The sequence below is a fragment of the Paenibacillus sp. CCS19 genome (assembly GCF_033239625.1).
GTDB lineage: Bacteria > Bacillota > Bacilli > Paenibacillales > Paenibacillaceae > Paenibacillus_T.
Map to the genome: position 1 here is coordinate 1 of NZ_BTCK01000154.1, position 206 is coordinate 206.

Genomic DNA, 206 nt, shown 5'->3' on the forward strand with positions numbered 1-206 from the left:
GAACTCCTGACCTTTTGATTCGTAGTCAAACGCTCTATCCAGCTGAGCTAAGGGCACATAATAAGATGGAGGCGCCACCCAGATTTGAACTGGGGGTAAAGCTTTTGCAGAGCTTTGCCTTACCGCTTGGCTATGGCGCCAAGATAATGGAGCGGAAGACGGGAATCGAACCCGCGACCCTCGCCTTGGCAAGGCGATGCTCTACC

General features: G+C 53.4%; 1 tRNA gene. It reads right to left on the reverse strand.

Annotation, left to right across the window (positions count from 1 at the left end):
- Positions 1 to 66: 66 nt before the first annotated feature.
- Positions 67 to 140, reverse strand: a tRNA-Cys gene (locus tag SBI19_RS29495).
- Between the last annotated feature and the right edge of the window lie 66 nt (positions 141 to 206).